Below are 26,741 nucleotides of genomic sequence, written 5' to 3' on the forward strand. Positions count from 1 at the left end.
TTTATGGAAACTTTACAATAACGATAGAATGATTGTCTCAAAAGGAGGAGCGCATGGGTACGTCGAGTGAAGTGCTCTCCCTGATGCAGTCCATCTTTGCCAACGCTAGCGATGCGATCCTGGTAATGGATCATGAGGGACGAATCGTAAAGGCCAATGCTGCGTTGGAGCAGATGACGGGCTGGACAGAAGAAGAGCTGATTCGAGATAAACATATTTGCGAGCTGTGTCTCGGAATGGCAACGTGTATGGAAGAAACGAGCTGCACGGATTGCTTTTTTAAGCGCGTGCAAATGCCTTCATTCGAGATGAGGCTTCGAACGAAATCGGGTGTGGATTACCCTGTCGCTGCCAGCTCTGCGAGACTAGAGGATGAATCGCAGGGGAAGCTGGTCATGATTTTGCGTGATATGTCTGCGCAACAGCGAGTGGAAAAAGAGCGCTACCAGTACAAGCTGACGAATTTTGCAATCCAAGCACAAGAAGAAGAACGAAAGCGCATCGCCCGGGAGCTGCATGATGGCGTAGGGCAGGCGCTTTATAGTATTTTAGTGGGACTAAACGTAGTCAGACAACGAGAATTGAGCGAGCCGGTTATGCAGCATGTCACGGAATTGGTGAATATGACTTCCAAGGCGATGGAGGAAGTGAAGCGCATGGCGCTGGAGCTGCGTCCGTCTGCACTGGATGATCTCGGTTTACTCCCTGCATTACGTTCGTTGATGAAACGGGTGGAAAAGACGTTTCACATCCAGGTGGAGCTGCATGTTCAGGGGGAGAAACGCAGATACTCCGCTGCGATGGAAACAGCGTTATACCGGATTGTACAGGAAGCCATGACTAATACAGCAAAATACGCAAAGGCGAGCCATCTGGGAATCATGTTCGAGAATAGGGAGAAGGAAATTGTCGTCACGATTGTGGATGACGGCGTAGGGTTTGAAGTAGAGAAAACATTGAACATCGGCAAAGGTCTCGGTGTGTTTGGCATGAAGGAGCGTGCCCAGCTGCTTGGTGGTACCGTTGATATTCGCTCCGCACCCGAGGAAGGAACGACGGTGATCGTCCGAATTCCGGTGCCGAAGGAGGGGGTAGGGAATGACCATTCGCGTCTTGATCGCTGATGATCATGCGATTGTACGCTCTGGGCTGGGGATGCTGATCAACGCCCAGGAGGACATGGAAGTCGTCGGTTATGCAGCTGACGGAAAAGAGGCATGTGAAAAAGCATGGGAAGTCCGGCCCGACGTCGTTTTGATGGACTTGAGCATGCCGCCTGGGGAAAACGGCTTGACGGCAACTGCCAGACTGAAGGAAACGGCACCCGACATTCAGGTGCTCGTGCTTACGATGCATGATGACGAGGAATACCTGTTTCGGGTACTCCAAGCTGGTGCTGCTGGCTATATTTTAAAAAGCGCCCCTGACCTCGATTTGATTACGGCGATCCGTTCGGTCAATCAAGGCATGGCCTATTTGTATCCATCTGCGACGAAATCTCTGATCGAGGAATTTCTGCAAATGGTCAAGAACGGTGAGGAGCAGGCCAAGTACGACATCCTGACTGATCGGGAAAAAGAAGTGCTGGTCTTGATTGCCAAGGGCTTTAGTAACAAGGAAATTGCGGAGCAGCTCACTGTTTCCGTCAAGACGGTAGAATCGCATAAAGCGCATATTATGGAAAAGCTCCACTTGCGTACACGCCCTGATTTGGTGCGGTATGCGATTAAGAAGGGCTGGCTTGATTTTGAGTAGAGTACGATCTCTTGTATTTAGTAAACCAAAGACGATCCCAATAAGGGGTCGTCTTTTTTTGTGTCGAACCTGTGACCAAAAACGGTCATAAAACGGTCGAAATCAGGGGTTTCCCGGAACATTTTAGGGGATTTCCCCGAATTACTTCAAAGGGGTCCCAGCGGTAAAATGAAGGCGTGAATACTACACCGCGCCCATGAGGCACGTAGGAAAGGAGAAGAGCGCGATGGAGACGCAAGTTGACAAGGCGGAGAAAGGCAAGAAATCTAAATCCAGCAAGCTGCAAACGAACCAGGAAGACTTGAAGGGAACGTTTGTCGCGGTTCTGATCGTCGGAGGTATTATTCTAGTCGGTTGGTTAGGTGTATTCGGGCTTTTCCTGGATAGGGCGTAATTAGGAAGTAAAGGAGGGTACTTATGCATTTGCATCGATATGAAAAAATCTGGTTGATGCTTGGCGCAGGTGGTTTGGCCTTATTTATTGTATTGTTGTGCGTCAATGCGTTTGCCATGGGGATGGCTCCGCCAAGTAATATGGAAATGATTGATCCGGAGAAGGTTACGGAGACGCCTCCTTTTGATAAACCAGGCTTGAAACAGGTAGGAGACAACGAATACGACGCTTACATGACAGCATTTGCGTTCGGCTTCGCTCCGAACAAGATGGAAATACCAGTTGGCGCAACGGTGAATTTCCACGTCACGAGTCCAGACGTTATTCACGGATTCCAGATTCCAGAGACCAACATTAACTTCATGGTTCTGCCTGGACACATCAGCTCGGCGACACACACGTTTGACGAGCCAGGTGAGTATTTGATCCTTTGTAACGAATACTGTGGCGCAGGTCATCAGGTAATGGCGACCACGATTATTGTGAAATAAAGGTAGGTGAATCCTATGGTAATCGCACGGAAGATCGACGATACACTCCCCCATGTTCCGGTTCAGCGTTCTGCGGCAACACTTAGTTTGGCCTATGTGTGGGTAGCTTATATTGCATTCGGATTGGCAGCTGTGGCAGGGATGGTACAGGGCATGGTTCGCGGTGGAATCATGGAACTGCCGAGCTGGACAAATTACTATCAAATTTTGACCGCCCACGGCGTATTGATGGCACTTATTTTTACCACGTACTTCATCGTCGGATTTATTTTCTCAGGAGTCGCCCGCACAACAGGTGGTTCCTTGCACGGAGCCGCTCTAAAATTTGGATGGGCCGGCTGGATTCTCATGACGATAGGGACGTTGATGGCTGTTGTCACTATTCTGCTGAATGAAGCCTCTGTCCTTTATACGTTTTACGCACCACTGAAAGCATCTCCGTACTTTTACATTGGTTCTGCCTTGCTCGTAGTAGGTAGCTGGCTAGCGGGATTCGGGGTTTTTGCCAGCTATCGTAAATGGAAACGTGAAAATAAAGGGAAAATGTCCCCGTTGTTCGTCTTCATGGGTGTGACTACCTATGTCTTGTGGATTACAGCGACAATTCCTGTAGCGGTTGAGGTTCTGTTCCAACTTATCCCGTGGTCACTCGGGCTGGTTCCAACGATTAACGTCATGCTCAGCCGTACGCTGTTCTGGTTTTTCGGTCATCCACTCGTTTATTTTTGGCTACTACCTGCTTATATGGCGTGGTATGTATGCTTACCAAGAATCATTGGCGGTCATGTCTTCAGTGATTCGCTCAGTCGACTTGCCTTTCTCAGCTTGCTCTTGTTCTCCATCCCAGTCGGGTTCCACCATCAATTGATGGAGCCAGGAATTTCGCCAGCATGGAAAATGATACACGTGACATTGACGCTGATCGTCGTTATCCCGTCGTTGATGACAGCCTTCTCGATGTTTGCGGTTTTTGAAACGACCGGACGTAAAAAAGGTGGTGTTGGTCTTTTCGGATGGTTGAAAAAACTGCCGTGGACAGATGTACGCTTCTTCGCTCCATTTGTTGGGATGCTGTTCTTCATTCCTGGCGGAGCTGGGGGAATTATTAACGCAAGTAACCAGATTAACGCGGTCGTACACAATACGATTTGGGTTACGGGTCACTTCCACATCACCGTAGGAGCTGCGGTGGCGCTCACTTTCTTCGGCGTCAGCTTTTGGCTGATACCTGCATTGACTGGACGTCAGTTGACCAAGACTGCGAATCGCATGGGAATGGTACAAACGGTATTCTGGGCAGTAGGAATGTTCCTGATGTCGCTCGCCATGCACGCAATGGGCTTGCAAGGGGCTCCGCGCCGCACAGATTACACGACGTATATGGACCACCCGTTAGCTTTGGGCTGGATGGATTATCAACGTGTAATGGCGTTTGGTGGCGGACTGCTGTTCGTATCCGCGATTCTCTTGATCGCCATCTTGCTGTATCTGACTTTCTACGCACCAAAAGGGAATACAGAATATCCGATTGCCGAGACAGAGACAACGCAAGAGGTTCCAAAAATTTTGGAGCGTTGGCCTGTATGGATCGGACTCGTTGCCTTCCTGATAATTCTCGCCTACGGTTATCCGATTTTGGAACAAATTCAGCACCAGGCACCAGGCTCGCCGCCTTTTGTGACTTGGTAAGACGATACGTACGAAAAAGCCGCTCATTCCGTTTGGAAGCGAGCGGCCCTTCTTTTTTAAAAAAGCTCTAGCGCTGCCAATTCGGTAAAGGCAAGAATCAGATACCCGATTGCCAAAAGCCATAGGGCGAGAATTCTGAGGTCTTCCTCTTCAAATGGCATACAACTCCTCCTTTTTCTCTTGTTAGCACAACATATTCAAGAGGGAGGACATTGGTTTAGCTTATGGCTCATATATCATCTTGCGGGTCATTCCGCCATCTACAATCAGCTCAGTACCCGTAATGAAATCGTTGTCCTTTTGCGTCAAAAATAGGCACGCACGGGCAATATCATCGGGTGTACCTACGCGACCTGCCGGATGCTGGGCATGATCCCCGGGGCGAAGAGCGGCATAATCGCGATGTTCAATCCAGCCGGGAGAGATCGCATTGACACGAATTCCATCGGGGCCGAGTGAGACACCAAGCGCATGGGTTAAGGATAATATGCCTCCTTTGGAAGCCGCGTATGCCTCTGAATGTGGCTCGGACATGTGCGCCCGCGTCGAACAAAGATTAAGGATAGCGCCTCCACCATGGCGACGCATGATTTTGGCTGCTTCTCTCGATGCGAGAAAGACACTCCGCAAATTCGTGTTCAAGATATGGTCCCACGCTTCGACGGTCAGTTCATAGGGGGATTCCCATACGGACAAGCCCGCGTTGTTGATCAAAACATCGAGGCGTCCCCAGCGTTCATCGACGGTTCTCATCAATTGTTCGATCTGCGCTGGCACGCTGACGTCAATGTGCTCGAAGTGGGCTGTGCCTTTCACTGCTTCTGTCGTGTTGATTAGCGAGGCCGTTTCTTCTCCCGCTGCGCGATTGTAATCGGCGATGACGACATGTGCACCTTCGGCAGCATACATGGTGGCAATAGCCCGTCCAATGCCTTGGCCACCGCCAGTGACGATGACAATGTTATCCGTGTATTTCATCGAGAGTGCCTCCAAACAATAGAGTATGAAGCGAAATGAAAAAAGTAATTGCAAAATGTTCGTAACGATAATAAAGTAAGTAGTATCTTTTTAACAGCGTACTATACAGTATGGAGGAGATTCAACCATGAATACAGAACTGAAAATTACCGCTGAACAGGTAATGGAAGCCCGTCACAGCGTGCGTAAATACGATCCGAATGAAAAAATTCCACAAGGCGAGCTGAACGAAATCCTGCGTCTTGCAGCAAGTGCGCCATCGTCCTGGAATTTGCAGCATTGGCGTTTTCTTGTCGTGACTGATCCGGCTATCAAAGAAAAACTGCTCCCAATCGCATACAATCAGCAGCAGGTAGTGGATGCTTATGCTACCATCATCATTCTCGGCGATCTGGAGGCTTATAAGTCTGCTCGCCCTGTTTATGATGAAGCATTGGCAAAAGGATACGTTACAGAGCAAGTGCGTGAGACTATGATCGCGCAAATCGAAGGGGCTTACAATAACAACCCAGAAATCGCGCGTGATGAAGCAATCCGTAATTCATCCTATGCAGCGATGCAGCTCATGCTGGCGGCAAAAGCAAAAGGGTACGACACGTGCCCAATGGGTGGCTACAACCGCGATGCGCTCATTAAAGAGCTGAACATCCCATCCCGCTATTTGCCAACACTCATGCTGACTTTGGGGAAAGCAAGCGTGCAAGCTTATTCAACTTCCCGTTTTGGCCTGGACGAACTGGTCATTCAAAACAGCTTCTAATATCGATATCGTGTTCCAACAGCAAAAAACTCATCCACGCCTCATATTCAATGCGGCAAGGGTGAGTTTTTTTGTCAAATCTTCTCCAGGAGAGCTATTCGCTCTTCCTGCCTTATTGATTCGCCAACAAAGGTAAATCCACCATAATCGATGTTCCTTGACCAAGGGCGCTGCTGACCGAAAACCGCCCGGCATGGAGTTGAATGATCTCTTTGCAGATCGCCAATCCCAGACCACTACCGGAGAGCTTGGAGCGTCCCTTGAAAAACTTTTCTGTGACATGCGGCAGGTCTTCCGGGTTAATGCCTTCACCAGTATCCGTGACGGTGACAAGGAGCCTATCGCCTGACAAGGAAGCTGCGATGACGATCGAGCCATTTTGTGGCGTGAATTTCAATGCGTTGTCCAATAGATTCACAAAAACTTGCTTCAGCCGATTCGGGTCTCCCAAAACCATGAGTGGGGTAGGGGGAGTCTCTAGCTTCAACTCGATTTGTTTCGCATTGGCACGTACTGAAAATTGAAGATGCAAATCATTGAGAAGCTCTCGGACATCCATGCGTTCGCGGGACAATTTCATCTCACCGGATTGAAACTTCGAGAAATCGAGCAATTCCTCGACGAGCCCGATCAAACGATCTGTCTCCTTGGAGATAACTTCCAGACCGAGCATCGTCTCTTCAGGCTCCTCCAAACCGCCCGAAATGAGCGTTTCGCCCCATCCTTTAATCGACGTAAGTGGGGTACGCAACTCATGGGAGACAGAGGAGATGAAGTCATTTTTCAGCTTTTCGTTTTTCCCGATCTCCGCTGCCATGTAATTGAAAGTGTCCGCGAGGGTTCCTACCTCATCATCGAATCGTTTTGGCGCGCGGACAGCGAAATTTCCTTCCGCCATTTGTTTAGCCGCATTCGTTAAATCTTCGATAGGGTCGACGATTCGTTTTGCCATGAGTAGGCTGAGCGCAAAAGCGAGGACGACTACGCTTGTCCCAACGCCTGCCCCGTACAAGGCAATGCGATTGACTGCTTGATAGAGCGGTTCAGCGGAGATCGTGTATCGCAGAACGCCTACAAATTCTCCGCTGTACGTTAGTGGATTGGACACCGCGATGACACGCTCCCGCGACTGTGGACTTTTCCCGATGTAGAGACCACTTTGTCCCTTGATGGCATCCATGACGTCAGGGGTATTGATGATCTCGCTGGTCTGAAAGCCGTAGGAGTTGAGAATGACTTTTCCTCCTGGGTCCAAGACCTCAATTTTGGCGTATTCCTGATTCGAAACATTTTCCAAGATGTAGCGTGCTTTGTCTTTTAACCGATAGCCAGTGGCGTACTTGTTAATAAAATTGGTGAAGGTCGTGCTGCGGGTCACTAATGCTTCGGTCGCAGTCCCGATGTAATACGTATGAACGGCCCAGTAAAACAGTCCTTCCAAGAGCAGTACGATTAAAAGGAGGATCAGGCCGAAATGAAGAACCAGCCTACTCTTAATGCCTTTCATCGGGGACGTCCTTTCGCCACAGGTAGCCATACCCCCAGACTGTCTCCAAGAAAGCTGGATGAGCTGGATCGTCCTCAATTTTTTGCCGGATTCTGCGGATATTCACATCCACGATTTTTAAGTCCCCGACAAAAAATTGACCCCAAACTGCTGTCAAAATCTCGTCGCGACTGATGGCTTTGTTCGCATTTTCAGCGAGTAGTTTGATGATGGCAAATTCTTTTGGCGTGAGGTCAATTTCTTGTTCCACCCGAATCAGCTTGCGTTCATCGAGCAACAGCGTGAAGGGGGCAATGTTAATTTCATTTTTGTCCTCAGCCTCAGGAATGGGTGTCAATCTGCGGTGCAACGCTTTGACACGGGCTAGCAGTTCCGCAGGGCTAAATGGCTTGGAGACGTAATCGTCTGCTCCGAATTCGAGACCCATGACTTTGTCCAGCTCCTGGCTTTTAGCTGTCAGCATAATGATCCCGAGACGCGGATATTTTTTGCGCAGCTGCCCGCATACTTCGAAGCCATCAATGCCGGGGAGCATGACGTCGAGAATGGCAATGACGATGTCCGATTGTTGATCTGCGAGATCAAGTGCCTCTTCTCCGGTGCCAGCCTCGATTACCTCATAGCCCTCGCGTTTGAGATTAATGCGCACAAAATCTCGGATGGATTTCTCGTCTTCCAGTAATAGAACCTTCATAGGGCAAATCTCCTTGATAAGGATTTACTATTTCACTTTATTCCCGGCTCGTTATCGGTTTGTAGAGCTGACGAACTTCCTCTGCGGTAAGCTGCATCGATCGATATTCCGCGAGGGCAGCCTTTCCAAGGGTAGGTGTCGTTTGCGGTAAAATGGCGATTAAGACTTGTTTTCCCTCTTCCTTCAGCAAAATGTAGGGAACTTGTTTTTGCTTCAAACCGTTTTCAAATTTCACCCATTCGTTTTGGGGGATGCTTTGCAGCGTTAGTAATTCTGCCTTATTTTTTCCATTCGCTCCGTAATAAAGGAATCGGACGAGAAACGGATTCGTATCATGGTTGATGGAGATGGTGTATTTTTCGCCCCATTTTGCCGGAATCTTGAGGTCAAAACCTTGTGTGTAATTTTGATAATGATCCTCGATGTGTTTCAAGCCCGTTTTCCCGTCCCATTGGAAGTAGGAGGAGACCCAAGGGATTTCTGCCATGGCCAAATCCTCTGTCCCAGCGGGTTGTATTTTCGTGCCGATCTCGATGATGCCGTCACCGTTGATATCTTCACTTTCCAAAGAATATGGCTTGAAGGTCAGATCCATCTCTCCTTCTATTTTTGCCAAAGGGTTGGAGAGTTGTCCATTGTCCCAGAGGAGTAGTTCAGTAGAAGCAGAGTGAGCACCTAATCCAGCATCAATAAATAGTCCGTTTCGGGTTGGCGATGCTTTTCCGATGATAGCCTGATAATAACCATTTACATATCCGTCTAGGGCTAACTCAGTCTTTTTAGCGATTGTACCGCTCGCCGCCCCATACAGCTCGGCTTTGGATGTGAAGTTATTTTTATCGAGAACAACGAGAGCGAGATCCGCGTGATCATCTCCTGTCAAATCACCTACTGCCATAATGGAATAGGGCTGCTTCATCAATTCCTGAGTCATATTATTCGCTAGCGAATAAACGGAGAGTTCCTTGTTCAAATCTTCGCCGCCACCCATTCCAATCAGCATATCCGGAACTTTGTCACCTGTGAGATCTTGAAAGGAGACGTAATCCAATTCGCTGCCGACACCAGTAAAGGAGGAGAGCTTTTCCCAGTTTCCTTGCTTTTGGGTAAGCACAAGCACACCGATTTCGTAGTCGGTTTTTTCTGTTTTGTAAAAAGCGACGACCTCCGCAATCCCATCTCCGTTTAGATCCTGTAGGGAGACGGCACTAGCTTCTGCGGGATGTAGAGGAACAGATAATTGTGACCCAGCCGGCAAAAATTGCATGACGGCCTGATTGATCGATTTTTGATCGCCGTCTGCTGACGGGGCGCGCATCAATTCATTGGGTGTATCTGTGAGTCCGCAACCGCTAACAAGCGAGGCGCAGAGTGCTGTCGTTACGAGCCAAGCCTTTTTCATTTCAAATGTTCCTTTCTGTTGCTGCATCCATTTGACTATATTGTAGCTTGCCCATCCAGCAAAATTGTTGCAAAACGGTAAAAAAACCCGTTTTCGAGCTTTTCATGAACGAACGAACGTGCTCTTAGCTTCCTTATACAGGAAAAAAGTGCGAAAGAACAGGGAGTATATTACTAGCAACAAATGACCTAACAATTTCGTTTAAAAATGTAGGATCGGAGTTGGATGTTATCTATACGAAGGAGGAGAATAGGATGAAAGCATGGCACAAAACGATGGCGGCAGTTCTTTGCAGCGGCGCAGTTCTCATGGCTTCGGGCGTTGGGGCTGACCCGGTTCAAGCGAGTGGAATCCAATCGCAAGCGTACGCGCCAGTAGTTTTATTGCAACCAGAGCAAAATATCCCGTTCAGCATACAATTTATCGATGGATTTGTGGCAAAAGTAACGAATGCAAAAACGAAAGCGACGAGTACAGTAGATATATCGGACAATAAGGCTACGTACGTGAGGCAAGGGATTTATCATGCCAATGGAAAGCTGCAAAAGGCAACCGATGGATATACGCAAAAGCTGGTGGAGTTGGTGCCATTCCGGGATACGAAAGGCAACCTGCGTTATATAGGCAAGCAAACCTTGTGGGGGCTGAATACGGAGGATCGCTTGGCAGTGGCGACCAGTGTGTGGAACATCGTCAATAAACAGCCGCAGCTTTTACAGGTATCGGTTCAAAAAGCAGACTGGGACAATATGCCGTCGCCAGATGTGACGATCAATAGCGGCTTCAATTTGGGCAACGATAGTACCTTTGTCCTTGATTCGAAGTATGCAGATGTGACCGGAGACAATATTAAGGATCACATTTTGCTCGTAGGCGATAAGATGGGCGTATCGATGAATCAGACGGCCCATAACCTGCGTGTCGTGGTTCGCGGAGGGAAGGATAATCACCAGACGTTTATCTCTGTAGGAAAACGAGACAGCGGTGTTCTTCCGAAGCTCGCCATCACGAATGGCAATGACGATCAGGTAAAAGACATCCTCGTCACGATGCCGACTGCGACAGGTCATGTATACAGTCAGCTTACATGGAAAGAAAATAGCCTGCAGCCAGTCGTCGAGCAGGGGAAATTAAATGATCGTGAGGCGTACCAGCCAGTTATTGGGGTTTATGGGGAAGCGATTGGGATGAATAAGGCGAAAAAACAATAATGGAGTAGGTGTGGAGGAAATCAGTCAGAGTGAAATCTGGCTGATTTTTTTTAATACAAATTTGTAGGCATTAGCCATTTTGCAGGCGTATTCGTGAAAAGTCATTCCGAAAGGAGAAATAAGGTTATTCTCCGGTATTTAAATCGTAATTATTACGATTTGTATTGACTTCGGATAATTTGATGCGCTATGATAACAAACAAATCGTAATAATTACGCTTTGAGTAAAATAAAAAGGAGAACCCAGCATGAACATGAACGAAACGAAAATCCCCGTCACAGTCCTGAGCGGGTACTTGGGAGCGGGCAAAACGACGCTACTGAACCATGTCCTGAACAATCGGGACGGGCTACGAGTCGCCGTGATCGTTAACGACTTGAGCGAAGTAAACGTAGACGCCTCTCTGATCCTCTCGGGCAGTGGTCTTTCACGCGTGGACGAAAAGGTAGTGGAGCTCTCGAATGGCTGCATTTGCTGCACCTTGCGAGAGGATTTGCTGACAGAGGTAGAGCGTCTGGCTTTGGAAGGACGGTATGACTACATATTGATTGAATCGACGGGAGTAGGCGAGCCGGTTCCTGTCGCCCAGACTTTCACATACGTTGACGAAGAAAATGGCATCAATTTATCGTCGCTGTGCCGCTTGGACACGATGGTGACCGTAGTGGATGCATACCGCTTCTGGCATGACTTTTCGTCTGGCGAAAACCTTTTGGACAGAGGGCAGGCAGTTGGCGAAGAGGATACCCGTGAGGTGGCGGATCTTTTAATCGACCAGATTGAATTCTGTGATGTGTTGATCCTGAACAAATGCGATCGTGTCGCTCCAGACGATTTAATACAGCTGGAAGCCGTTCTGCGCAAGCTACAGCCAAATGCCCGCTTCATCCGCGCTGTTCGTGGGCAGGTAGACCCGCAAGAAATTTTGAATACCAACCTGTTCGACTTCGAGGCTGCCAGTCAATCAGCGGGATGGATTGCTGAGCTGCAAAAGGAAGAGCATACACCTGAGACGGACGAGTACGGAATTTCCTCCTTCGTTTATCGCAGTCGCAGGCCGTTTCATCCAGCCCGTTTAGAAAAGTGGTTGGAGGAGTGGCCTGAGGAGGTCGTGCGTGCCAAAGGCTTTTTCTGGTTGGCGACACGAAATGACGTGGCGATGTCACTCAGCCAGGCGGGGCCATCCATTGAAATCGGAACGGCTGGCTATTGGACAGCAGCGTTATCGGCAGAAGAGCAAAAAGTCATTCTGGTAGAAGAGCCAGACTGGCAGCAAACATGGCATCCCGTACATGGGGATCGAACTATTGAGCTCGTCTTTATCGGGATCGATCTGAACCAGGAGCAAATCGTGAAGCAGCTCGATGCATGTCTCCTGAACGATGAGGAATACGAGGCGGACTGGAGTAAGCTGCCCGACCCACTCCCGACAGCAGATGCTGTAATCGAGACGACATTGTAACCAAAAAAGAGGAGGCTGACATCCATGCGCGTGAACGTTACCCTGCAATGCACTGAAACCGGAGACCGCAACTATATCACATCCAAAAACAAGCGGAATCATCCCGAACGATTAGAACTGAAAAAATACTCCCCGCGTCTAAAACGCTATACCCTTCATAGGGAAACTAAGTGATTTCAAAAAATGTCTGAAGACCATAGGCACCCTGCCCAACACCTTCTTATCAACCGGACATAAAATATATTTGTGTCATGATGAATTCTTCCCGGATGCGCGATGCGATAAAAGCGAGTATACGAGGAGGGTACTATTTGGAGAACGAAAACAAGCTGAAAGTGTTGGTCATGACGAATGAGTATCTGCCCAAAATAATCGGAGGGCTAGGGATCGTCGCTACTCACTTGTCTAGAGAGTTGAGTAGGAATGATGTGGAGGTAACGGTTCTATGCACCGGAAAATCCAATCGATTGACGATATCAAAGCCGAACGAAAATTTGTGCATTCTTCGATTTCCAAAAGCTCCTCGTTACTTTAATCGCACAAAACAATCTTTCAAAGCGAAATCCGTCTTGTACGCGATGTCCAAAGTGGGATTCGTCAAACCTGATATCATTCATGTGCATAGTACGGAATTTGCGGATACTTCCAAAATAGCCAAAGCCCGGTTTCATGTGCCAGTTGTCTATTCATGCCACTCTCTAGCCTCTCAAGGTATCTATTCGCCGTTTGGGAAAAACCAGACAAAATTGATTCGGAGTGCAAGTCAAATCATTGTGCCGAGCAGGTGGCAAATAGGTGCAACAAGGAGACGTTATCCTCATACTACTATCCATAAATTTTCTGTTATCCCGCACGGTGTGAAACCGATAACCAAGCAGTCAAAATCTGCCCCGACTAAATTGCTGTACGTAGGTAGACTGATTCCTTCCAAAGGGATCGATGCCTTAATAAAAGCCATTGGCCTCCTGTCACGAGAACATAAACGGGTACATTTGACCATTGTAGGAAGCGGAAATGCCAGCTATCAAAGAAAACTCAAAGCCCTTACAAGACGAGTTGGCGTTACAAAGAGAATTCGCTGGGTCAAACAGAGCAAATACGGAGCCGTGCAACAGATGTACGCTTCTTACGGTGCCGTTATTGTTCCAAGTAAAAAAGAATCGTTTTGCTTGGTTGCATTGGAAGCGATGGCAAATGGTGTACCACTTATTTCGACCTTGTCGGGAGGATTAAAGGAATTTGTAAACGATCAAAATGCCCAAATTATTTCCACAGTCAATAGCACCAGGATAGCTCGAGCCGTTAAAGCATTTTGGAATAATCCGGACCTAGCGGAAAATAGAGTACGCAATGCCCAGTCAACTGCCGCACGATATAAATGGTCTTCGATTGCACTTCAATATCAATCATTGTTTACAAACCTGAACAAGGCGGAATGACAATGAGCAAACAAGCCATTACCGGTATAGCCAAACAGTTTGGGGTTCGGGTACGCCAACAAAAGAAAATTCGAGGAGGAATCTATCGGATTGTAACGCCAGGGGGCCGGACGTTCAGCTTAAAGCGGATGCCAAAAGGAGTGGCTCGAATACGGTGGGTTGACCGGATGCTGATACGGGTCCGGCAGGAAGGATCGCTTTTGGCGTGGCGCAACCCTAAGATGCCAGAGGGCCGCAATACCTATCAACTCTCGAGAAAAGGAGAGGTTTTTGTACTAACTCCCTGGATTTTGGGGAGGAAACCCTCGCCGCGCAATTTAGCGGATATGAGGGGATGCGGTGCTGCGTTGGCACGTTTTCATGAGGCTGGACGTACAGCTCTAATTGGGAATTTTGCTTACAGTCAGATTGGGACATGGTACGCCACTTTAGGTAACAGGCACCGATATATACAAAACAAGATGGCAAAAGCGAAGAGAAATGGCTTTAGCCTGCCTATTAACCGTTTTCTCAAACAGCACCGGGCGGAAATCATGCGTTACTCGAGACAAGCGGAAGCATTATTGAATAGCAGCGAATATAACAATTGCCGTCGCAATCCGCGTAAACATGGAGTCCTATGTCATGGTGATGGGGGACCGAGCAATTTTATTCTCAATGATGAAGGTACCTACTTGATCGACTTTGAAACCTTGCATGTCGATCTGCGAGCCTATGATTTATATCGCATCATTTATAATTCATGCAAAGATTATCAATGGGATTTTTCCATTGCCAAAGCTATTCTGGATGGTTATCGTCAGGTTACCACACTAAACAAAAGCGAATATAAACTGATTGGTGCCTGGCTGCGATTTCCGTTCTCGACATTTTTAGTACTGTCCCCATTCAAAAGAATCCCGTTTACCATGAAGCGGTTACGATGGGCACTTGATTCAGAGAGGAGAATCGGCCCTTTTTTGCAGGAACTTGATGAGTACGCTGCCAGTCATAGCTCTTAAACAGGAGAGTGTTCGGTATGAAAATCGTCATCATCGCCCCCGAGCAAATCCCCGTCCCCCCCATTCTTGGGGGGTCCGTCGAGATTACAATTCTGGCGATTGCCAAGGAATTGAGTAAATGGCATTCGGTCTCGATTATCAGTAGAGCGCATCCTCGTTATCCGAAGTATTCTTTTATAGATGGGGTGCACATTTATCGCGTTCCTACCGGCAGTCCTGCGAAATATTTGACCCATGTGAAAAAAATCCTAATAAAACGCCGATTTGACGTTTTGCAAATTGATAACCGTCCGGAGTTCGTCAGGCAGATTAAATCGATGTTTCCGAATGCGACTGTGTCCTTGTATCTTCACTCGCTGACTTTTGTCAATTCTCCCCATACCAGCCGGGCAGAGACCTTGGCCGGATTACGAAAAGCGGACTTGATTATCACCAACAGTTCATCGCTTGAAAGTCGGCTTTCTGCTCGTTTTCCTAGCATGTCGAGAAAAATCCGGGTTGCATGGCTTGGAGTCGATACATCTCGCTTTTCCCCTATTCAAAAAACCTCTCATCCCCGTGCCTTCACCTTATTGTTCGCGGGCAGGCTTATTCCACGTAAAGGCATTCCCGTATTGCTTCAAGCAGCTAAGCTTGTGAAAAGGCAGATAGCCCAGCCTGTCAAAGTAATGATTGCAGGAGGATCACCAACAAGTAAATATGCAAGGCAATTGCAGTCGCTCTCTCGTAAATTTGGCGTACATGCCGAATTTCTAGGTACGGTCCCCCATCGTAGTATCCACCGCGTTTTTAGAAAAGCCGATCTGTTTATTTGTCCTTCGCAAAAACATGAATCGTTCGGCCTTGTTAACGTCGAAGCGATGTCCTCCGGATTGCCAGTCGTAGCCTCGAAAAACGGGGGCATAAAAGAAATCATTGAGCATGGCCGTTCTGGATTGCTGATCAAACAATATAAAAATCCGCAAGCCTTCGCCGATGCGATTTGTTTGCTGATCATGAATAAGCCCCTGTATTTGAAAATGAAGCAAGAAGCTCGTCAAATTGCCTTGGAAAAGTTTAGTTGGAGTGCCACAGCTGCTAGACTTAACCAGATTTACGAGTCTGAAAAAGCTTTACAACAGGATGAGCTCCAAAAAGGCAACCACAACAATACCTTCCACAAGTTTGACCAATTTCTGGACACGATACGCGGTAGTCAAGTTCATGGTGGAGAAGTGGGATACAACCCCGAAATACGTGGCGTTAACATGACTGACGACCATTGCAACGTTGCCGATAGCCCTGGCCATCAAGATTTGCCAGATCAGCACGGTACCCAGCCTGGCGTTCAACCCGAGCGACGGCAAGAGGGGCCTGACAATGGGGAAGGTAATGAAGAGAGCGGCAGTCGATCTGGGTTGAGCTGTTTTAGCACCCGAGATTTCCAAAATCTTGCCGATCTGCGTACCGAAAATGATGACGAGTCCGATGGGAGTGACGATCCCGCCGAAGTCACTTTCGAATTCTTCTCCGATATTGGATATCAAAGGCTTGTCGATGCACTCATATACGGTCAACAAAATGCTGATGAGGAGTAGTAGCACAATAATAAAGGAAGTGGCAGATCAGGATTTCAGGCTATAAATCCGCATAACTTGTTCGGCTGTCTGCTCCAAGAGCGAGGCAGCTTCGCGCATTGATTGATCCAGCGTCATCGGTTTGTTGGTGATGCTGACAACGGCAGAAACGCCTTTTTCATAAAGGGCGTCGATGCCAGTTCCAATGGAACCAGCGAGGACGATGACGGGAATGCCGTATCGTTTTGCGACTTGGGCAACTCCACATGGCGTCTTTCCTTGGGCCGTCTGGAAGTCGACTTGTCCCTCACCTGTGATCACCAGAGTGGCTTTGTCCATGGCTTCCGCGAGTCCGGTCGTCTCGATCACAATCTCAATCCCAGAACGCAGCTGGCCATTCAGAAAAGCAAGAAGGGCACCAGCGACACCGCCCGCAGCACCTGTCCCAGGCAAATCGTGAATGGCGATGCCGCGGGTCTCTTCGATCAAGTCAGCGAAATGGCGCAAATGATCATCTAATTGCAGGACCATTTCCGGTGTGGCTCCTTTTTGCGGGCCGAAAACGTGAGAAGCGCCATTGGGTCCAACAAAAGGATTGGTGACATCACACGCAATGACGAACTGACAGTCAGTCAGCCGCATATCAACCTGACTCGTATCAATACGGCTCAGTCGTGATAATTCACCACCTCCAAAAGAGAGGGGCTGATCGTCTTGATCGAGTAGCAAAAATCCGAGAGCCTGGAGCATGCCAGCGCCTCCGTCATTGGTAGAGCTGCCACCCAGTCCCAGGATGAACTTGCGGCAGCCTTGATCCAGTCCGGCCGTAATCAATTGACCAAAGCCATAGGTCGTCGTGACAAGCGGGTTGCGAGCTGCAGCAGAAATTAAGTAAAGACCAGAGGCAGCAGCCATTTCGATCACACAGGTTACACCGTCACCCAAAATGCCGAATTCAGCAGAAATGTCCTGTCCGAGCGGGTTGTTTACGGTGGCGGTCAGTATTCTTCCGTCTGTGGCATCGACCAGGCATTGCATGGTACCTTCGCCGCCGTCAGCCATCGGTTTCACGAGGAGTTCACTTTGCGGGAGTACGCGTCGAATACCTGAGCGAATGGCTTCGCCTACTTGTTTGGCAGTCAGGCTACCTTTAAAGGAGTCCGGAGCGATTACAATTTTCATGCCAGTGTTCCTCCTATCAGTAAAGAGGGTATTTTTTCCATCATAAAAAAGACTGTCCCCCGCGTCTAGACGAGAAACAGTCTTGATTGTGTTAGGCGTTCTTTTTCAATGCTATTTCTTCTGGCTGTGCCGTTTTCGAGAAGAACCATTTCATCATCGGTGGAGTGACGATGGTCGTCAAGAGTACGACGACAATCAGGACGGCAAACATGTCTTGTGTGAGCAAATTGCTCTCCAGACCAATTGCGGCGATAATGAGTGCCACTTCCCCACGGGATACCATCGCTGCACCAATGGCCATCGAGTTTTTCCATGGGAAGCCTGTGATTTTTGCACCAAAAGCACCACCGATGAGCTTGGAAACAATCGCGATGACGCTCAGGAGCACAATCAGTCCGAGATTGTCCCAGATACCAGAGAACTGTGCCGTTACCCCGATCGAGGTGAAGAATACTGGCACGAAAACCGCGTAGCTGATGGTCTCGACCTTGTGCGTCACTTCTTGCTTGTAATTGGTCAAGCTGATGGCAACACCGGCGATGTAGGAACCGATGATGGCGGCAACCCCTGTATATTCAGCAAAATATGCGAACAGGAAACAGATGATAAGCGCTGCGGAAATGACTGATTCTGTGACCTGCAACGGAGCAAATTTTTTCAAAATCCAAGGGACAACCTTCCAAGAGAGAACGATAACGATGGCAAAAAACGCGACCTTTTTCAAAACCACCATGCCGAGATTTACGTCGCCGCCAGCAAAGCTCATCAAGAAAGCGAGTGCCAAGATAACCAAAACGTCATCAATAACAGCGGCTCCCATGATCGTTGCACCTTCTCTTGATTTTAGCTTGCCCAATTCCTTCAACGTTTGTACGGAAATACTCACGCTGGTAGCAGAGAGCAATAGGCCCAGGAAGATCGCTTCGATGTTGGAGAGACCAATCGCAATCCCGGCACCATAACCGAGTGCAAGCGGCATGACAATCCCTGCGACGCCTACGCTGGTTGAAGACTTGGCGGTGCGTTTGAACTCATCAATATCAGTCTCTAAGCCCGCGATAAACATGAGCAGGATAACCCCGATTTGGCTAATTTCCTTGAGGATTTCTGTGTCTGTGACCAGCCCGAGAACCGTAGGACCTAAAACGATACCGATGAGCAGTTTCCCCAAAACGGATGGCTGTCCCAGCCGCACGCTGATGTCACCAGCGATTTTGGAGGCGATCAAAATGACAGCCAGCTGAAAAATAAGCATGTGGTTTCCCCCTTTTTACGAAATAAAAAAGAGCCCGCGATCACAGCTTTCTTTTTGTCGGCTAAAAAAGACAAAAAGAACCCTATGATGACAGGCTCCTCCAGTAACGAATCAAATATTCACTTACAATACACGAATATTTTAACATACTGGGCCGAAAAAGTAAACACTTGGTGACAAATGCTCCTCAGCGTGTGAAGATAGAGCAAAAAACCGGAGGAGGAGCAGGCATGGCGAAAATCAGCAAAGAGAATGCAGAGCATTATCATTGGGGCGATCAATGCGATGGCTGGCATCTGGTCAAAGGCCAAGAGCTCAGCGTCATTCATGAGCGGATGCCCGGAAATACCGCAGAAGTGCGCCATTATCACGAGCGGTCGCGTCAGTTTTTCTTCGTACTGTCAGGACAGGCTATGCTGGAAGTGGATGGCGTGCGTCATGTGTTTGGCAGGCAGGAAGGCGTAGAAGTGCCACCGGGAGTCAAACACCAGATGAAAAACGAGGGAGCAGAGGATGTAGAGTTTCTTGTGATCTCGCAGCCGACAACAAGAGGAGACCGTATCCAGACAGATTAAAGAAAGCCTGACCGTCAAAAGAAGCGGTCAGGCTTTTATATGCGTCAAGCTTATTTGAAATTGGTGAAATCGGACATTTGTGCGAAGATATCTGCCAATGCGTGCATTCCTTCGAATGTTTGATAAGCGAAAATAGGCAGACCCACAACAAACAACAAAACTTCTCCGATATATTTGGCGATCATATGATCAACCTCCTTTTGGATGTTTGTTACGCTACGCGATCCAAAACGAAGGAACCATATGTATCCATTTCGCCGTCTGTATGCTGTATGCGCCTGAATAAGCGAAGGCGCTGCGGTTGCCTTGCCGCCATTGGATAAGTCTCCACCAACAACGTGTTAATGGAAGGTCGGTACGTATCCGTGACGTTCTGATGTAGAGCCCGGTTTTGCAGGTAGCACTGTCTGAGACAATAAGCAGAAGTGAAGCATCCTACAAAAAGCGCGACCAAGGCGAAGAAATCTTCCAGCGAAAACAGCAGCAATAGCATATCTTCCATGGCGATTCTCCTCCTTTCGTATTCATCATTCTACTCTTGTTCACAATATCGAGCAACCCCGAAAATTCATGAGAGCGGATACATTGCCAAACTGCCAACTATTTCAATTTGTTAATCGATAGGTTGACACGGTAGTTCCCAAAAGGAAGCAGGGCATCTAAAAAATGATTGAGGGCCTCTTGATCTGGCACATGTACCATCATGGTATAGCAGCCTTCTCCGCTAATGCGATGGGCTTCGACGATCTCGCTGCGGCTTTTGATAAAACGAGTGAAGAGTGAATGATCGGTAGTGGTCATGAACATGGTGACCAGAGCAGTGAGGACTGGGGCGATTTTGGCTTCATCAATGAGCGCTGTATAGCCTTGAATAATGCCCTGCTCCTCCATTCGTCTAATGCGGTTTCCGACGGCTTGACCACTTAGATGGACCTGTTCGCCGATGTCCTTCCACTGCAATCGGCTGTTTTTGCGTAGTAAGGCAAGGATGGAGAGATCGGTTTGATCGAGCATGTGTATCTCCTTTCACGGCGAAAGTCGGTAGCCAGCAATCGTTTCGCGGCAACCGTTCACGGCCTTATACAATAAACGTACATCCATTATATCGATAACGAGGAAAGGAAGAAATGACATGGAGATTCAGCTTGTAAGACATGCTACCTTGCGCGTGAAATATACAGGGCTGACATTTTTGATCGATCCAATGTTTAGCTCTAAAGGCGAAATGCCAGCAGTACCCAATACGCCGAATCAGCGCCCGAATCCAGGAGTAGAATTGCCCCTATCCGTGGAGGAGGTACTCGCTGGAGTGGACGCCCTCTTGGTGACGCATACCCATTTCGATCATCTGGATGAAGCGGCCATACGCCTTCTCCCGAAGCATTTGCCTGTATTTTGCCAGCCACCTGATCGAGACAAGCTGGTGCAGCATGGCTTCGAGGAAGTCATTGCCATCGAAGAGGAATATACATGGCAAGGAGTTCACCTGCATCGGACAAGTGGTCAACACGGAACAGGGGAAATTGGGCAGCAGATGGGGCCAGTATCTGGCTTCGTTCTGGAGCGAGCTGGTGAGCCGACGCTGTATGTGGCGGGTGATACGATTTGGTGTGAGGAAGTGGAGCAGGCTGTTGCAGCGTATCGTCCTGACGTGATCGTCGTTTTCGCAGGTGCGGCCCGTTTTTTGACGGGAGATCCGATCACGATGACGAAGGAGGATATCGTCCATGTCGCAGATACTGCGCCTGACAGCCGTATTCTTGTTGCCCACATGGAGACATGGAACCATTGCTTGCTCAGCCGTCAGGAATTGAATGAATGTTTGCAGGAAAAACAGCTATCTGGTCGCGTACATGTTCCGCAGGATGGCGAAACCATCTCTTTTCAATGAGCGAACTGAATATAGATGAAAACCAAAAGCTCCGCAGGTCATAGCGGGGCTTTTGACGTTGTCGAAAAAAAGGCTTATCCATCATTTGACAAACAAAAACGAACGTAATAAACTATTTTTACGTAAATGATTAATGTCATGAGGTGTTGTTGTGGCGCACGAACAACTGGAAACATATGTAGTCGAGAAGCCGGAACAGGCGATGGCCTTATTGAACCCGCTCCGTGCCGAGATATTAAGCCGTTTGGCAGAGCCTGCTTCAGCAGCAGAAGTCGCACGTGGTATCAATGAAATCCCGCAGCGTGTCAATTATCACTTGAAGGCCTTGGAAAAGGTCGGATTGGTCAGACGGGTAGGAAGTCGACAAGTTCGCAATCTTGTCGAGGTACTTTATTTGGCGATTGCGCGGACGTATGTGCTCTCGGAAGGACTGAACTGGGGCAACGATACCATTCAGCAAATGAAGGATCAAGGATCGTTGTCTCATCTGGTCCAGACAGCAGAACGGATCAAGCGGGATGCCATGCTCTTGCTGGAGCGTTCCGATCAAGAGGTGGAGGTTCCAAGTGCCTCACTGAACGCGAGTATTCAGCTTGCCAGTGCGGAACAGCGCAGTGCTTTTGTAGAGGAGTACGTCCAGCTGGTGAATCAGCTTGTGGCAAAGTATCAGCCAAAAGAAAAGGGACAAGAGACGTATCAGGTCGTTCTCGCGGTTTATCCAAAACAAGGAGGAGACGAGGCATGAAGGCACAAGTGACAGAGTCTAACAAGTCCAAACCCGTAGTCATTTGGGAAAATCGTATCCAGCCACAAGCTGATCAGGTTATTGTCATGCCAGCCCGAAGCGGAAATGGGGTTGCGGTCGAAAGAGAAGCAGCTGTTCAGACATGGTCAGTAGGTCCGGCGAGTAATCCCGCAGTGGTGACGCAGGTTTCATCTGGATTTAACAAAAAATCAGTCGCAATGCCACAAGCAACCAGCATGCGTATGGCCGCGTAAAAACTCAAGCGTAAACAAGCGAAGGAGGGTTTTTCATGAATCTCATTCCGGTAGTAGTCGAGCAAACGAGTTATGGAGAGAGGTCTTATGACATTTACTCCCGGTTGTTAAAGGATCGCATCATTTTTCTCGGCAGTGCCATCGATGATCAGGTAGCCAATGCAGTGGTAGCTCAGCTGCTGTTCCTGGCAGCAGAAGACCCGAAAAAAGACATTCACCTTTATATCAATTCGCCAGGAGGCTCTGTCACAGCAGGGATGGCGATTATCGATACCATGAAATTCGTAGCACCTGAGGTGTCCACGATCTGCACGGGGATGGCAGCGTCTATGGGCGCGATGCTTCTCGTAGCAGGAGCGCCGGGCAAACGGTATGCGCTGCCTAATGCAGAAGTCATGCTCCACCAGCCGTGGGGAGGCAGTCAAGGACAGGCGAGTGATATCAAGATCGCAGCAGACCGTATCATGCGACATCGCAACATGCTGTATACGATCATCGCGGAGCGCACGGGAAAGACAGTCGAGCAAATCGAAAAAGATGCAGACCGCGACTATTTCCTCACCGCCGCAGAGGCGCTCGAATACGGATTGATTGATAAAGTGATCGAAAAATTGTAGAGCTGGAGGTGCCGGGGTGAAGATCCTATTTTTGGGGGGAACGCGTTTTATCGGTCCACATGCAGTGAAGCGCTTGGCAGAAGCAGGTCATGAGGTTGCTGTATGTAATAGGGGGCTTTCCCTCGGCGCAGCCTCTCTACCACAAGGTGTCGTCTCTATTACGGGAGATCGTGCCCGCCTGGGTGAATACCGGGAGACTTTTCGCTCCTTTGCACCTGATGTCGTTATTGATCTATTTCCGTACACAGAAGCAGATGCCCGCCTGCTGATAGAAACGTTTCAGGATATAGCAGGTCGTGTCGTAGCGATCAGCAGCTGTGACGTGTATCAGGCGTTCGGACGGGTGAATAAGATCGAGTCCGGTCCGATTACGACTGAGCCGCTTACGGAGCAGTCTCCACTTTGCGAGAAGCGCTATCCGTTCCGAGGGGCCAGACCAGATCGCGAATACTATGACAAGGTACTCGTGGAGGGAGCCGTGATGGGGCAACAGAGTCTACCGGGCACGATTTTGCGCCTGCCGATGGTGTATGGCCCGCATGATTACCAGCATCGCGTCTATCCGTACCTTCAGCAGATGCGTGATGGACGTCCGTTTATTTTGCTCGAAGAAAGCTTTGCTTCTTGGCGTTGGGCACGCAGCTACGTAGAAGACATCGCGCATGCCATTTGTCTGGTGGCTACCGACGATCGAGCAAAAAATCAGATTTACCATGTAGCAGAAGAGCAATGCTTGTCGATGCGAGCGTGGATTGAACGAATCGGCAGCGTTTACGGTTGGAATGGCAAAGTGATTACAGCGCCTTCTACTGAGTTGCCAAATGAGTGGGTTCCGCAGATCGAATCGAAGCAGCATGTTCAGCTGGATTCAGCAAAAATCAGGCGAGAGCTAGGGTATACGGAACAAGCCACCGCAGAGGAGTCTATGCGACGTACGATTGCATGGGGGCTTGACCATCCACCTGAAAACATGTTGCAAGAAAACAACTATATAATAGAGGATAAACTGCTCGCGAAGCTCGGTGTCTAGTATGTAGCAGGGAGTTTCGTGCATAGTCTGTTTGAACCGTCAGGATGGTATCTGGCGGTTTTTTGTTTGCACATCAAAGTGTTTGAAGGAAGGAGGAGCTGGGTATGAACAAGAGTAGCAAATGACGGGAGGCTCACCTTGTGAAAATCAGAACAAAAATCATCCTGGCTTTTGGTATCATATTGGCAGTCATGTTCGGTTCAGGTACGTATATGTACGTGCAAATGCTAGCAATGAAGGCATCCTATACAAAAATTATCGAAGAGGAAGAATTATTGACAGACCTGCGAGAAATGCAGTTTATCATGACGGGTCGAAATAATGACGAACGAGCCTATTTGTTAACGGGCGATGAAGAATTTCGGACGGAATTGAAGGAAAAGGCAGCAAAGGTGGACAGCCTGTTTGCCAAAATGAACAGTTCTCTTGAGTCTTCTCACCATCTTGAAGAAATGGGGGAGGCAAAGAGACTATATAATTCCTATCTGGAGTCAAGCGATAAAGTGGTAGAGGCACTGGATAAAGGATTACGTGAAGAAGCCATCTCTCATCATTTCGGTCAGGAACGGCAAGCGAGAAAAGAAATGGATTCGGTTGTGAGTGGATTGGTTGAAGAGGTGCGTAATGAAATCAAGGTAGATCAACAGGAGCTGGCGGAGAACGAAGGAATTTCGGCCATGATTCAGTTGTTTTTTAATATAGTGGGAATTCTCGTTGCGATTGTGGTTGGGGGTCTTCTGATTCGCTCGATTGTGGCACCGCTGCATCGGGTAAACAAACAGCTCCATGATATCGCTGACGGAAAAGGAGATTTGACGCAAGAGTTGACCGTCTTTTCAAAAGATGAGATTGGACAGTTGGCAGGCTCATTCAACCGGATGCTAGCCAATTTACGAGAGCTGATTTCTCAGGTTCGCGAGCATGCCCAGCAGGTTGCAGCCGCAGCTGAACAACTGACAGCGAGCTCGAAGCAAACGAGCCAAGCTACGGAACAGATCGCCATCACGATCCAGGAAATGACGGAAGGAACGGACAGGCAATCCCAAAACGTAGAGGAGAGTCAGCAGGAAGTCGAAGAAATTTCAGCAGGAATTGAAAAAATTGCAGCACGTGCGCAAAGCGTGTCTGCTGCGGCTGCAAGTACCTCAGAGCTGGCGACAGAAGGGGATCGAACCATCCAGTTGTCGGTTTCCCAGATGGACGGGATCGGAGAAACTATGGAGCATTTGACTACACTGGTAGGTGGTTTAGGAAAACGCTCCCAACAAATCGGCCAAATCGTCGAAGTCATTACGCAAATTTCAGGTCAAACGAATCTCTTGGCATTGAATGCCGCTATCGAAGCGGCGAGGGCGGGTGAGCATGGTAGGGGCTTTGCTGTCGTGGCTGATGAAGTGCGAAAGCTAGCGGAGCAGGCATCTGCATCAGCACAAGAAATTTCCCAGCTGGTAGCGTCGATCCAGATGGAGACGAACGAAGCAGTCCTCACGATGGAAAAAGGTTCTCAAGAAGTATCAGATGGGATGGGTGGCGTCGCAAGAGCAGGAGAAGCGTTCTCTCAAATTCGCGATGCAGTTGTAGGCGTGACGAATGAAATTCAAGAAGTATCGACTGCTGCACATACCCTGACAGAAAGTACAGGCAAGGTCGGACAATCGATGCAGATGATCGCCACTGTAGCGCAATCGGCAGTCTCTCTCTCGGTGGGAGTCTCGTCTGCTACAGAAGAACAGCTGGCTTCCATGGAGGAAATTCACGCCTCGGCTGCATCGCTGGCGAGCCTCGCCGATGATTTGGAAAAACTGATAGGCCATTTCAAGGTATAAAGCTTCACCACAAGATACACCCCTTAGAATCGAGAGAAAGATTCTGAGGGGTGTTTTTCGTTTACGCTAATTTCCACACGATTCCTGCTCTCGACCCTGCTTTGTCAACAGGCGTATAGAATCGCATATGGTGAATCATAACAGCCGAGAATACGCCCACTGCTAAGCCTTGCCTAGCTTGGCGAAAGTGGGGGATAAATCTGCCCCGAGAGGTAAGTGCTTTGTTGCTTTTTTAGTTAAATTTCTCAATATTTTTGTAGAACATACGTTCCTGTTATGATAAACTCCTTCTGTGGGGTTCAACTGCCACTGTTAAAAAAGGAACTGCCCTGTCCAAGAGATAGATAGCACCGTCCTTCAATCCTCCCTCCAAAACCTCGCAGATGCATTCACCCGATTTTTCAAAAAACAAAATGAAGCACCGCGTTTCAAAAGTAAGAAGAATAAAATCCAGACTTGTACGACGAAGCATGCGAATGCAAACATTACGAAGGAATCCGACTGGGGATATTTCTGCTTACCATTTTGGTCTTGTCGACTACCAAAATATATGGTTTCGGCAGTAATCGTGGGAGATGAGTCTGTCACAGCGCCTCTAGTTGCGCTATGATAAGGCTTACATGTCAAAAAGCGGAGGCGAAAGTGTGAAACGATTCCGATTTGATCAGCAAGTAGGCAAAACGATTGATCGCTATAATTCCGTCCATGCGACGATTTCTCGTGTCTTGCGCACACCTGATTCAGTTTCGATTGGGTGTATCCATTTGGAGGCAGGCGGGATTGTTGGCTATCATCCGGCACCTTGTCCTCAACTCTTCCTTGTCGTGAGTGGAGAAGGCTGGGTACGTGGAGAAGGTACAGAGCGTATCCCGATCCAGAGTGGTCAGGCGGCATTTTGGATCATAGGAGAAGGGCACGAATCAGGCAGTGAAACCGGAATGACGGCAATCGTGATCGAAGGAGATGGACTCGATCCGGAGAGCTTTATGTCCTTGTTGGAGACGTAGCATCCGTATGTATGAAGGT

Annotated in this window: 29 protein-coding genes and 1 pseudogene; 21 read left to right on the plus strand and 9 right to left on the minus strand. The window is 48.6% G+C overall.

The genetic code is table 11. The features are described from left to right. Nucleotides 1-53: 53 nt before the first annotated feature. The 5 genes from HPY27_RS24960 (at nt 54) to HPY27_RS24980 (ending at nt 4,329) form a co-directional block, all read left to right on the plus strand. Nucleotides 54-1,124 (plus strand): PAS domain-containing sensor histidine kinase, encoded by a 1,071-nt coding sequence (locus tag HPY27_RS24960; protein ID WP_026042944.1) that lies wholly within the window; start codon nt 54-56, stop codon nt 1,122-1,124. Then, a complete protein-coding gene (locus tag HPY27_RS24965; RefSeq protein WP_069851973.1) occupies nt 1,099-1,755 on the plus strand; it encodes a response regulator transcription factor in 657 nt (218 codons plus the stop codon). Before HPY27_RS24960 ends, HPY27_RS24965 begins: the two co-directional genes overlap by 26 nt. A gap of 226 nt (nt 1,756-1,981) precedes the next feature. Continuing rightward, nucleotides 1,982-2,149 carry a hypothetical protein gene (locus HPY27_RS24970; protein WP_017247199.1) on the plus strand — a complete coding sequence of 56 codons (168 nt, stop codon included), beginning with the start codon at nt 1,982-1,984 and terminating at the stop codon, nt 2,147-2,149. Nucleotides 2,150-2,172: 23 nt separating this feature from the next. Next, complete coding sequence (locus HPY27_RS24975) at nt 2,173-2,640, plus strand: cytochrome c oxidase subunit II (protein WP_017247200.1); 468 nt, start codon at nt 2,173-2,175, stop codon at nt 2,638-2,640. Nucleotides 2,641-2,655: 15 nt separating this feature from the next. Next, nucleotides 2,656-4,329: a b(o/a)3-type cytochrome-c oxidase subunit 1 gene (locus tag HPY27_RS24980; RefSeq protein WP_174226250.1), complete on the plus strand. Its 1,674-nt coding sequence runs from the start codon at nt 2,656-2,658 to the stop codon at nt 4,327-4,329. A 222-nt stretch (nt 4,330-4,551) separates the two neighbouring features. On the opposite strand, the gene HPY27_RS24985 is transcribed toward HPY27_RS24980, so the two are convergent. Next, nucleotides 4,552-5,307, minus strand: a complete 756-nt coding sequence (locus HPY27_RS24985) for an SDR family NAD(P)-dependent oxidoreductase (protein ID WP_174226251.1) — start codon at nt 5,305-5,307, stop codon at nt 4,552-4,554. 127 nt (nt 5,308-5,434) lie between these two features. On the opposite strand from HPY27_RS24985, the gene HPY27_RS24990 reads away from it, so the two are divergent. Then, nucleotides 5,435-6,067 carry a nitroreductase family protein gene (locus HPY27_RS24990; protein WP_017247204.1) on the plus strand — a complete coding sequence of 211 codons (633 nt, stop codon included), beginning with the start codon at nt 5,435-5,437 and terminating at the stop codon, nt 6,065-6,067. A gap of 112 nt (nt 6,068-6,179) precedes the next feature. Here HPY27_RS24990 and HPY27_RS24995 read toward each other — a convergent pair whose 3' ends face one another. The 3 genes from HPY27_RS24995 to HPY27_RS25005 are packed head-to-tail and all read right to left on the minus strand — an operon-like array spanning nt 6,180 to nt 9,670. Beyond that, on the minus strand, nt 6,180-7,574 hold the full coding sequence (locus HPY27_RS24995; RefSeq protein ID WP_026042945.1) for an ATP-binding protein: 1,395 nt from the start codon (nt 7,572-7,574) through the stop codon (nt 6,180-6,182). Then, the gene (locus HPY27_RS25000; protein WP_017247206.1) at nt 7,561-8,268 is read right to left on the minus strand and encodes a response regulator transcription factor; all 708 of its coding nucleotides are present in this window, start codon (nt 8,266-8,268) and stop codon (nt 7,561-7,563) included. The genes HPY27_RS24995 and HPY27_RS25000 overlap by 14 nt, the downstream gene beginning before the upstream one ends. Before the next feature lie 37 nt (nt 8,269-8,305). Then, nucleotides 8,306-9,670: a VCBS repeat-containing protein gene (locus HPY27_RS25005; protein WP_026042946.1), complete on the minus strand. Its 1,365-nt coding sequence runs from the start codon at nt 9,668-9,670 to the stop codon at nt 8,306-8,308. Between the two features lie 254 nt (nt 9,671-9,924). Between HPY27_RS25005 and HPY27_RS25010 the strand changes: the two genes are divergently transcribed. From HPY27_RS25010 to HPY27_RS25035, 6 genes are all read left to right on the plus strand, one after another. After that, a complete protein-coding gene (locus HPY27_RS25010) occupies nt 9,925-10,881 on the plus strand; it encodes a hypothetical protein (protein WP_017247208.1) in 957 nt (318 codons plus the stop codon). A gap of 248 nt (nt 10,882-11,129) precedes the next feature. Beyond that, nucleotides 11,130-12,344, plus strand: coding sequence for a GTP-binding protein (locus HPY27_RS25015; protein WP_174226252.1), 1,215 nt, complete (start codon nt 11,130-11,132; stop codon nt 12,342-12,344). 24 nt (nt 12,345-12,368) lie between these two features. Continuing rightward, nucleotides 12,369-12,518 (plus strand): 50S ribosomal protein L33, encoded by a 150-nt coding sequence (gene rpmG, locus HPY27_RS25020; RefSeq protein WP_007726139.1) that lies wholly within the window; start codon nt 12,369-12,371, stop codon nt 12,516-12,518. Nucleotides 12,519-12,655: 137 nt separating this feature from the next. Beyond that, a complete protein-coding gene (locus tag HPY27_RS25025; RefSeq protein ID WP_173624122.1) occupies nt 12,656-13,783 on the plus strand; it encodes a glycosyltransferase family 4 protein in 1,128 nt (375 codons plus the stop codon). A gap of 2 nt (nt 13,784-13,785) precedes the next feature. Further along, nucleotides 13,786-14,784: a phosphotransferase gene (locus HPY27_RS25030; RefSeq protein ID WP_017247211.1), complete on the plus strand. Its 999-nt coding sequence runs from the start codon at nt 13,786-13,788 to the stop codon at nt 14,782-14,784. Nucleotides 14,785-14,801: 17 nt separating this feature from the next. Next, the gene (locus HPY27_RS25035) at nt 14,802-16,361 is read left to right on the plus strand and encodes a glycosyltransferase family 4 protein (protein ID WP_173624121.1); all 1,560 of its coding nucleotides are present in this window, start codon (nt 14,802-14,804) and stop codon (nt 16,359-16,361) included. A 27-nt stretch (nt 16,362-16,388) separates the two neighbouring features. Here HPY27_RS25035 and HPY27_RS25040 read toward each other — a convergent pair whose 3' ends face one another. Then, nucleotides 16,389-17,522, minus strand: a complete 1,134-nt coding sequence (locus HPY27_RS25040) for a glycerate kinase (RefSeq protein ID WP_174226253.1) — start codon at nt 17,520-17,522, stop codon at nt 16,389-16,391. Nucleotides 17,523-17,613: 91 nt separating this feature from the next. After that, a complete protein-coding gene (locus HPY27_RS25045; protein ID WP_017247214.1) occupies nt 17,614-18,777 on the minus strand; it encodes a cation:proton antiporter in 1,164 nt (387 codons plus the stop codon). A gap of 230 nt (nt 18,778-19,007) precedes the next feature. Here HPY27_RS25045 and HPY27_RS25050 point away from each other — a divergent pair, with 230 nt between their 5' ends. After that, on the plus strand, nt 19,008-19,352 hold the full coding sequence (locus HPY27_RS25050) for a cupin domain-containing protein (RefSeq protein ID WP_174226254.1): 345 nt from the start codon (nt 19,008-19,010) through the stop codon (nt 19,350-19,352). A 50-nt stretch (nt 19,353-19,402) separates the two neighbouring features. Here the strand turns inward: HPY27_RS25050 and HPY27_RS30415 are convergent, their stop codons facing one another. The 3 genes from HPY27_RS30415 to HPY27_RS25060 form a co-directional block, all read right to left on the minus strand. Continuing rightward, nucleotides 19,403-19,537, minus strand: a complete 135-nt coding sequence (locus HPY27_RS30415) for a hypothetical protein (RefSeq protein WP_017247216.1) — start codon at nt 19,535-19,537, stop codon at nt 19,403-19,405. 26 nt (nt 19,538-19,563) lie between these two features. Beyond that, nucleotides 19,564-19,854, minus strand: a complete 291-nt coding sequence (locus HPY27_RS25055) for a hypothetical protein (RefSeq protein ID WP_017247217.1) — start codon at nt 19,852-19,854, stop codon at nt 19,564-19,566. A 98-nt stretch (nt 19,855-19,952) separates the two neighbouring features. Then, nucleotides 19,953-20,366, minus strand: coding sequence for an Lrp/AsnC family transcriptional regulator (locus HPY27_RS25060; protein ID WP_174226255.1), 414 nt, complete (start codon nt 20,364-20,366; stop codon nt 19,953-19,955). Nucleotides 20,367-20,484: 118 nt separating this feature from the next. On the opposite strand from HPY27_RS25060, the gene HPY27_RS25065 reads away from it, so the two are divergent. The 8 genes and pseudogenes from HPY27_RS25065 (at nt 20,485) to HPY27_RS25095 (ending at nt 26,722) form a co-directional block, all read left to right on the plus strand. Then, nucleotides 20,485-21,243, plus strand: coding sequence for an MBL fold metallo-hydrolase (locus HPY27_RS25065; RefSeq protein ID WP_017247219.1), 759 nt, complete (start codon nt 20,485-20,487; stop codon nt 21,241-21,243). A gap of 151 nt (nt 21,244-21,394) precedes the next feature. Beyond that, nucleotides 21,395-21,988, plus strand: coding sequence for a winged helix-turn-helix domain-containing protein (locus HPY27_RS25070; RefSeq protein ID WP_017247220.1), 594 nt, complete (start codon nt 21,395-21,397; stop codon nt 21,986-21,988). Then, a complete protein-coding gene (locus HPY27_RS25075) occupies nt 21,985-22,242 on the plus strand; it encodes a hypothetical protein (protein ID WP_069851996.1) in 258 nt (85 codons plus the stop codon). Before HPY27_RS25070 ends, HPY27_RS25075 begins: the two co-directional genes overlap by 4 nt. Nucleotides 22,243-22,277: 35 nt before the next feature. Next, a complete protein-coding gene (gene clpP, locus HPY27_RS25080; protein WP_017247222.1) occupies nt 22,278-22,859 on the plus strand; it encodes an ATP-dependent Clp endopeptidase proteolytic subunit ClpP in 582 nt (193 codons plus the stop codon). Nucleotides 22,860-22,875: 16 nt separating this feature from the next. Beyond that, nucleotides 22,876-23,889, plus strand: coding sequence for an NAD-dependent epimerase/dehydratase family protein (locus tag HPY27_RS25085; RefSeq protein WP_017247223.1), 1,014 nt, complete (start codon nt 22,876-22,878; stop codon nt 23,887-23,889). 140 nt (nt 23,890-24,029) lie between these two features. Then, on the plus strand, nt 24,030-25,715 hold the full coding sequence (locus tag HPY27_RS30685) for a methyl-accepting chemotaxis protein (protein WP_173624115.1): 1,686 nt from the start codon (nt 24,030-24,032) through the stop codon (nt 25,713-25,715). A gap of 291 nt (nt 25,716-26,006) precedes the next feature. Then, a pseudogene (locus HPY27_RS30245) lies at nt 26,007-26,202 on the plus strand (IS200/IS605 family element RNA-guided endonuclease TnpB); the annotation flags it as partial. A gap of 157 nt (nt 26,203-26,359) precedes the next feature. After that, on the plus strand, nt 26,360-26,722 hold the full coding sequence (locus tag HPY27_RS25095) for a cupin domain-containing protein (RefSeq protein WP_017247225.1): 363 nt from the start codon (nt 26,360-26,362) through the stop codon (nt 26,720-26,722). The last annotated feature ends 19 nt before the right edge of the window (nt 26,723-26,741 follow it).

This window comes from Brevibacillus sp. HB1.1 (genome assembly GCF_013332445.1).
Lineage (GTDB): Bacteria > Bacillota > Bacilli > Brevibacillales > Brevibacillaceae > Brevibacillus > Brevibacillus porteri.

Bases quoted from the DNA above. Each gene is read 5' to 3' on its own strand.
- HPY27_RS25030 (WP_017247211.1), top strand. From the start codon at position 13,786: ATGAGCAAACAAGCCATTACCGGTATAGCCAAACAGTTTGGGGTTCGG.
- rpmG (WP_007726139.1), top strand. From the start codon at position 12,369: ATGCGCGTGAACGTTACCCTGCAATGCACTGAAACCGGAGACCGCAAC.
- HPY27_RS25045 (WP_017247214.1), bottom strand. From the start codon at position 18,777: ATGCTTATTTTTCAGCTGGCTGTCATTTTGATCGCCTCCAAAATCGCT.
- HPY27_RS24965 (WP_069851973.1), top strand. From the start codon at position 1,099: ATGACCATTCGCGTCTTGATCGCTGATGATCATGCGATTGTACGCTCT.
- HPY27_RS25060 (WP_174226255.1), bottom strand. From the start codon at position 20,366: ATGCTCGATCAAACCGATCTCTCCATCCTTGCCTTACTACGCAAAAAC.
- HPY27_RS24995 (WP_026042945.1), bottom strand. From the start codon at position 7,574: ATGAAAGGCATTAAGAGTAGGCTGGTTCTTCATTTCGGCCTGATCCTC.
- HPY27_RS25010 (WP_017247208.1), top strand. From the start codon at position 9,925: ATGAAAGCATGGCACAAAACGATGGCGGCAGTTCTTTGCAGCGGCGCA.
- HPY27_RS25005 (WP_026042946.1), bottom strand. From the start codon at position 9,670: ATGAAAAAGGCTTGGCTCGTAACGACAGCACTCTGCGCCTCGCTTGTT.
- HPY27_RS24975 (WP_017247200.1), top strand. From the start codon at position 2,173: ATGCATTTGCATCGATATGAAAAAATCTGGTTGATGCTTGGCGCAGGT.
- HPY27_RS25055 (WP_017247217.1), bottom strand. From the start codon at position 19,854: ATGGAAGATATGCTATTGCTGCTGTTTTCGCTGGAAGATTTCTTCGCC.
- HPY27_RS30415 (WP_017247216.1), bottom strand. From the start codon at position 19,537: ATGATCGCCAAATATATCGGAGAAGTTTTGTTGTTTGTTGTGGGTCTG.
- HPY27_RS24960 (WP_026042944.1), top strand. From the start codon at position 54: ATGGGTACGTCGAGTGAAGTGCTCTCCCTGATGCAGTCCATCTTTGCC.
- HPY27_RS25000 (WP_017247206.1), bottom strand. From the start codon at position 8,268: ATGAAGGTTCTATTACTGGAAGACGAGAAATCCATCCGAGATTTTGTG.
- HPY27_RS25040 (WP_174226253.1), bottom strand. From the start codon at position 17,522: ATGAAAATTGTAATCGCTCCGGACTCCTTTAAAGGTAGCCTGACTGCC.
- clpP (WP_017247222.1), top strand. From the start codon at position 22,278: ATGAATCTCATTCCGGTAGTAGTCGAGCAAACGAGTTATGGAGAGAGG.
- HPY27_RS24980 (WP_174226250.1), top strand. From the start codon at position 2,656: ATGGTAATCGCACGGAAGATCGACGATACACTCCCCCATGTTCCGGTT.
- HPY27_RS24970 (WP_017247199.1), top strand. From the start codon at position 1,982: ATGGAGACGCAAGTTGACAAGGCGGAGAAAGGCAAGAAATCTAAATCC.
- HPY27_RS25015 (WP_174226252.1), top strand. From the start codon at position 11,130: ATGAACATGAACGAAACGAAAATCCCCGTCACAGTCCTGAGCGGGTAC.
- HPY27_RS25065 (WP_017247219.1), top strand. From the start codon at position 20,485: ATGGAGATTCAGCTTGTAAGACATGCTACCTTGCGCGTGAAATATACA.
- HPY27_RS25075 (WP_069851996.1), top strand. From the start codon at position 21,985: ATGAAGGCACAAGTGACAGAGTCTAACAAGTCCAAACCCGTAGTCATT.
- HPY27_RS24985 (WP_174226251.1), bottom strand. From the start codon at position 5,307: ATGAAATACACGGATAACATTGTCATCGTCACTGGCGGTGGCCAAGGC.
- HPY27_RS24990 (WP_017247204.1), top strand. From the start codon at position 5,435: ATGAATACAGAACTGAAAATTACCGCTGAACAGGTAATGGAAGCCCGT.
- HPY27_RS25035 (WP_173624121.1), top strand. From the start codon at position 14,802: ATGAAAATCGTCATCATCGCCCCCGAGCAAATCCCCGTCCCCCCCATT.
- HPY27_RS25050 (WP_174226254.1), top strand. From the start codon at position 19,008: ATGGCGAAAATCAGCAAAGAGAATGCAGAGCATTATCATTGGGGCGAT.